Here is a 5,444-nt window from a genome sequence, read left to right as displayed (position 1 = left end):
ACTCACGGGTGTCGTCCACACGGCGGGTGTCTTTGACGCCGGTGTGATCGGGGCGCTGTCTCCGGAGCGCCTGGAGCGGGTGTTCGCGCCGAAGGTGGACGCGGTGCGGCACCTCGACGAGCTGACTCGGGGCCTGGATCTGCGTGCGTTCGTCGTCTACTCGTCGGCTTCGTCTGTGTTCATGGGTGCGGGTAGTGGTGGTTATGCGGCGGCGAACGCGTTCCTGGACGGGTTGATGGCGCAGCGGCGGGCGGCGGGTCTGCCCGGCCTCTCGCTCGCCTGGGGCACCTGGGAGCACGCCACCAACATGACCACGCACCTCAGCACGGCCGACCGGACGAGGATGAGCCGGCGCGCGAACCGTACCGGCGTCGTGGGCATCAAGCCCGCCGAGGGCATGGAGCTGTTCGACGCCGCCGTGGCGTCCGGGCGGGCACTGCTGGTGCCCGTCAAGCTCGACCTCCAGGGCGTGCGCGCCGGTGCGGCGGGCGGCGGTGGAGTGCCGCCCCTGCTGCGCGGCCTCGTGCCCGCGGCCCGGCAGCAGGCGCGGGCGGCGGCCGCGAACGAAGGCGACCTCGTCCGCCGCCTGGCCCAGCTCACAGGACCGGAGCAGGAGGCCCTGCTGCTCGACCTGGTGCGGACACAGGCCGCCGTGGTGCTCGGGCACAGCGGGCCGGGCGGCGTACGGGCGGACACGGCGTTCAAGGACGTCGGCTTCGACTCGCTCACCTCGGTGGAGCTGCGCAACCGGCTGCGCGAGGCGACCGGCCTGAAGCTGCCCGCCACGCTCGTCTTCGACCAGCCGAACCCGCTGGTCCTCGCCCGCCATCTGCGCGACGGCCTCGGCGTCAGCGACGACGTGCTCGCCCGCGTGCACGCGAGGATCGAGGACGTCGAGACGCTGATCGGCGGACTGTCCCTCGACGCGGCCATGAAATCCAGTGTCGCGCTGCGCCTTCAGGGACTGGTGGCCAGGTGCAACGGAGTGCTCGAGCAGACGGACGTCTCGACGGTCGCGGACAAGCTGGAATCCGCGTCGGCCGACGAAGTCCTCGACTTCATCGACGACGAACTGGGGCTTGTCTGAGCCCGGTTCGAGGCCCTGCGGCGCCACCCGACCTTCGTGGACCGAACAACCCTTCGTGAGGACTGAACCATGGCCACGGACGACAAACTCCTCAAGTACCTCAAGCGCGTCACGACGGAACTGCACCAGCTGCGGAAACAGGGATCGGCGCACGCGGGCGAGCCGGTGGCGATCGTGGGGATGGCCTGCCGGCTGCCCGGCGGCGTGACGGGCCCGGAGGACCTGTGGCGCCTGGTGCGCGAGGGCCGGGACGCGGTGTCGGGCTTCCCCGACGACCGGGGCTGGGAACTGGAGGGCCTCTTCGACCCTGACCCCGACAACCCGGGTACGTCCTACACCGACCAGGGCGGATTCCTGCGCGGGGCAGGCCTCTTCGACGCCGGGTTCTTCGGCATCTCGCCGCGCGAGGCCCTGGCCATGGACCCGCAGCAGCGGCTGCTCCTGGAGACCTCCTGGGAGGCCCTGGAGCATTCGGGCGTCGACCCTCTGTCGCTGAAGGGCACCGACGTCGGGGTGTTCTCCGGTGTGTCCAGCCAGGGGTACGGGGCCGGTGCCGGGGCGGTCGCCCCCGAGCTGGAGAGCTTCACCGGCACGGGCGTGGCCGGGAGCGTGGCGTCGGGCCGGGTGTCGTACGTGTTCGGCTTCGAGGGCCCGGCGGTCACCGTCGACACGGCGTGCTCGTCGTCGCTCGTCGCGATCCACCTGGCCGCGCAGGCGCTGCGGCAGGGCGAGTGCTCGATGGCCCTGGCCGGTGGCGCGATGGTCATGTCGACACCCGGCACCTTCGTGGCGTTCTCCCGGCAGCGCGGCATGGCATCCGACGGGCGGTGCAAGGCGTACGCCGACGGCGCCGACGGCATGGGCCTCGCCGAGGGCGCGGGCGTGGTCGTACTCGAACGCCTCTCGGTCGCGCAGGAGCGCGGCCACCGCGTCCTCGCGGTCGTCCGGGGCAGCGCGGTGAACCAGGACGGCGCCTCCAACGGCCTCACCGCCCCCAACGGCCCCTCGCAGGAACGCGTGATCCGCAAGGCCCTGGCCGGGGCCGGACTGGTCTCGGCGGACGTCGACGTCGTGGAGGGCCACGGCACCGGCACGGCCCTCGGCGACCCGATCGAGGCCCAGGCGCTCCTGGCGACGTACGGACAGGGCCGGAGCCCCCGACAGCCCATATGGCTGGGCTCGTTGAAGTCCAACATCGGGCACACCCAGGCCGCCGCCGGTGTGGCCAGCGTGATCAAGATGGTGCAGGCGCTGCGCCACGGCGTCATGCCGCCCACCCTGCACGTCCAGGAGCCCACGACCGAGGTGGACTGGTCGGCGGGCGCGGTCGAGCTCCTGACGGAGGCGCGCGCGTGGCCTCGTGCCACACGTCCGCGCCGGGCCGGGATCTCCTCGTTCGGGATCAGCGGCACCAACGCCCATCTGATCCTGGAGGAAGCGCCCGCCGACGAGGCCGAGCCCGCCCCGGCGGAGGCGGAGGTGGAGGCGGAGCCCGGGGGCGTGGTGCCGCTGGTCGTCTCGGCGAGCAGTGGCGGCGGGCTGACGGGCCAGGCCGCGCGCCTGACGGCGTACCTGGAGGCCCCGGGAACGTCCCTGGCGGGAGTCGCCGGGGCACTCCTGTCGGACCGGGCCCTGCTCGACGAACGCGCCGTGGTGCTCGCCCGCACGGACACCGAGGCCCTGGCGGGCCTCGGCGCGCTCGCACGCGGCGAGAGCGCCACCGGTGTGGTGTCCGGCCGGATCGCCGGGTCCGGCGTGCCGGGCAAGGTCGTGTGGGTGTTCCCCGGGCAGGGCTCACAGCGAGTGGGGGCGGGCCGGGAACTGTACGACCGGCACCCGCTGTTCGCGGCGGCCTTCGACGAGGCCTGCGAGCACCTGGACGCGCGCCTCGCCGGATGGGTCGACCATCCGGTGCGTGACGTGGTCCTGGGCACGGTGGCGGGCAGCGCCGACCTGCTGAACCAGACGGTGTTCACCCAGGCCGGACTGTTCGCGGTGGAGAGCGCGCTGGCCCGCCTCGTGGAGTCCTGGGGCGTACGCCCGGACGTGGTCATCGGGCACTCGATCGGCGAGGTCACCGCCGCGTACGTCGCGGGCGCGCTGACGCTGCCCGACGCGGCGCGCCTGGTCGCCGCCAGGGGGCGGCTCATGCAGGCGCTGCCCCCTGGCGGGGCCATGGTCGCGGTGGCCGCGACCGAGGAGCAGGTCACCGGGCTGCTGGGCGCGGGCGTGGAGATCGCGGCGGTCAACGGCCCGTCCGCGCTGGTGCTCTCCGGAGACGAGGACGCGGTCCTCGCGGCGGCGGACCAGCTGCGGGAGCGGGGGCACAAGACGAAGCGCCTCGCCGTCTCGCACGCGTTCCACTCCGCGCGGATGGAGCCGATGCTCGCCGACTTCACCGCCGAGCTCGCCACGGTGGCGTGGCGGCAGCCCGCGATCCCGGTGATCTCGAACGTGACCGGGCGGCCCGCAGAGCCCGACGCACTCGCCGACCCCCGGTACTGGGCCGAGCACGTGCGGCGTCCGGTGCGGTTCGCCGAAGGCATCGCGGCCGCCGTGGAGTGCGGCGGCACCCTGTTCGTGGAACTGGGTCCTGGCGCGGCCCTGACCGGCCTGGTCGAGGAGACCGCCACCGCCTCGACCGCCGCGGTGACCTGCGTCGCGGCCCTGCGCGAAGGACGCCCGGAGGAGCGGACGCTCCTCGCCTCGACGGCCGAACTGTTCGTGCGGGGCGTGACCGTGGACTGGACCCGCCTACTGCCCGCCGGAGCCGCCTCCGCCCCCGTGGACCTGCCGACGTACGCCTTCGACCACCGGCACTACTGGCTGCAGCCCGGCGCATCGGCCACGGACGCCGTGTCGCTGGGGCAGACCCCGGCGGACCACCCGCTGCTGGGCGCGGTGGTGCGACTGCCGCACTCCGACGGCCTGGTCTTCACCTCCCGGCTCTCGCTGCGCTCGCACCCGTGGCTGGCCGACCACGCGGTCGGCGGCGCGGTCCTCGTCCCCGGGACCGCGCTCGTGGAACTCGCGGTGCGCGCCGGAGACGAAGCCGGGTGCGCGGCCCTCGAAGAGCTCGTGGTCGAGGCGCCGCTGGTGGTGCCCGCGCGCGGCGCGGTGCGGGTGCAGGTCGCGGTGGGCGCCCCGGGTGCGACGGGCGCGAAGGGCTCGCGCACGGTGGAGGTGTACTCCCAGCCCGAGGATGCCGCCGACGGGGGCGGCACCGACACGTGGACCCGGCACGCGGCGGGCCTCCTGTCGGTCACCGCCCCGCCCCGCGGCGACAGCGCCTTCGACTTCACCGCCTGGCCGCCGCGCGGCGCGCAGCCGATCGACGTCCACCCCGATGACTTCTACGACGGACTGACCGAGCGCGGCTACGGCTACGGCCCCGCGTTCCGCGGCCTGCGGGCGGTGTGGCGGCGCGGCGAGGAACTCTTCGCGGAGGTCGCCCTGCCCGATGAACAGCGCAAGGACGCCGAGAGGTTCGGCATCCACCCCGCGCTCCTCGACGCGGCCCTGCACGCCGGAATGCTCGCCACCACGGCGGACACGACAGCGGATGACCCCGGGCAGCCGGTGCTGCCGTTCGCGTGGAACGGCCTCGTGCTGCACGCCGCCGGTGCCTCCACGCTCCGGGTGCGCCTGACGCCCGGCGGCCCCGGCGCCGTGTCCCTGACGGCGGCGGACGAGACCGGCGGCCTCGTCGTGGCCATGGACTCCCTGGTGTCCCGGCCGGTGTCCGCAGGCCAGTTGGAGAGCGCGACGGACACGGCGGCCGCCGACGCGCTCTTCGCCGTGGAGTGGACCGAGCTGCCGTCGGTACGGGGGGACGCGCCGTCCTGGGTGCCGGTGGCCACGGCCGACGACGTGATGGCCCTCGACCGGAGCGCGACGGCCCCGCCGTTGGCCGTCCTGGAAGCTTTCGGCGGCGAAGGGGAGGGCGCGGCACTCGCCCTGACCTCCCAGGTCCTTGAGGTCGTACAGGCGTGGCTGACCGGGGCCGGGTTTGAGGATTCGCGCCTTGTGGTGGTGACCCGGGGGGCGGTGCCCGCGGGCGATGGAGCGGTGACGGATCCTGCCGGGGCGGCGGTGTGGGGCCTGGTGCGTGCCGCGCAGGCGGAGAATCCGGAACGGATCCTCCTCTGTGACATCGACCCCGCGGCCGGAGGGGATCTGGATGCGGCGCTGGGGGTGGCGCTGGCCAGTGGTGAGCCGCAGGTTGCGGTGCGTGGTGCGATTTTCTCGGTGCCCAGGCTGGTCCGTGTTGCGGGTCGGGGGCTGGGTTCGGGGAACGTATTCGCCGCTGGAAAGACCGTTCTACTTAGTGGTGGAACAGGATCCCTGGGTGGCCTGG

The 5,444-nt window shown here is 74.0% G+C and carries 2 protein-coding genes; both read left to right on the top strand.

Translation table 11 applies throughout. The features are described from left to right. Nucleotides 1–1,087: beta-ketoacyl reductase (locus IG74_RS0143665; protein ID WP_030689164.1), on the top strand; the 1,087-nt coding region annotated here is incomplete at its 5' end. Between the two features lie 69 nt (nt 1,088–1,156). Then, nucleotides 1,157–5,444, top strand: a 4,288-nt coding sequence (locus tag IG74_RS0143660; RefSeq protein ID WP_030689163.1) for a type I polyketide synthase, incomplete at its 3' end; no start/stop codon positions are given.

This window comes from Streptomyces sp. NRRL B-1347, assembly GCF_000720325.1.
Classification (GTDB): Bacteria; Actinomycetota; Actinomycetes; order Streptomycetales; family Streptomycetaceae; genus Streptomyces.
The sequence above is the reverse complement of the archived record's forward strand: the minus strand, read 5'-3'. Positions and strand labels throughout refer to the sequence as shown.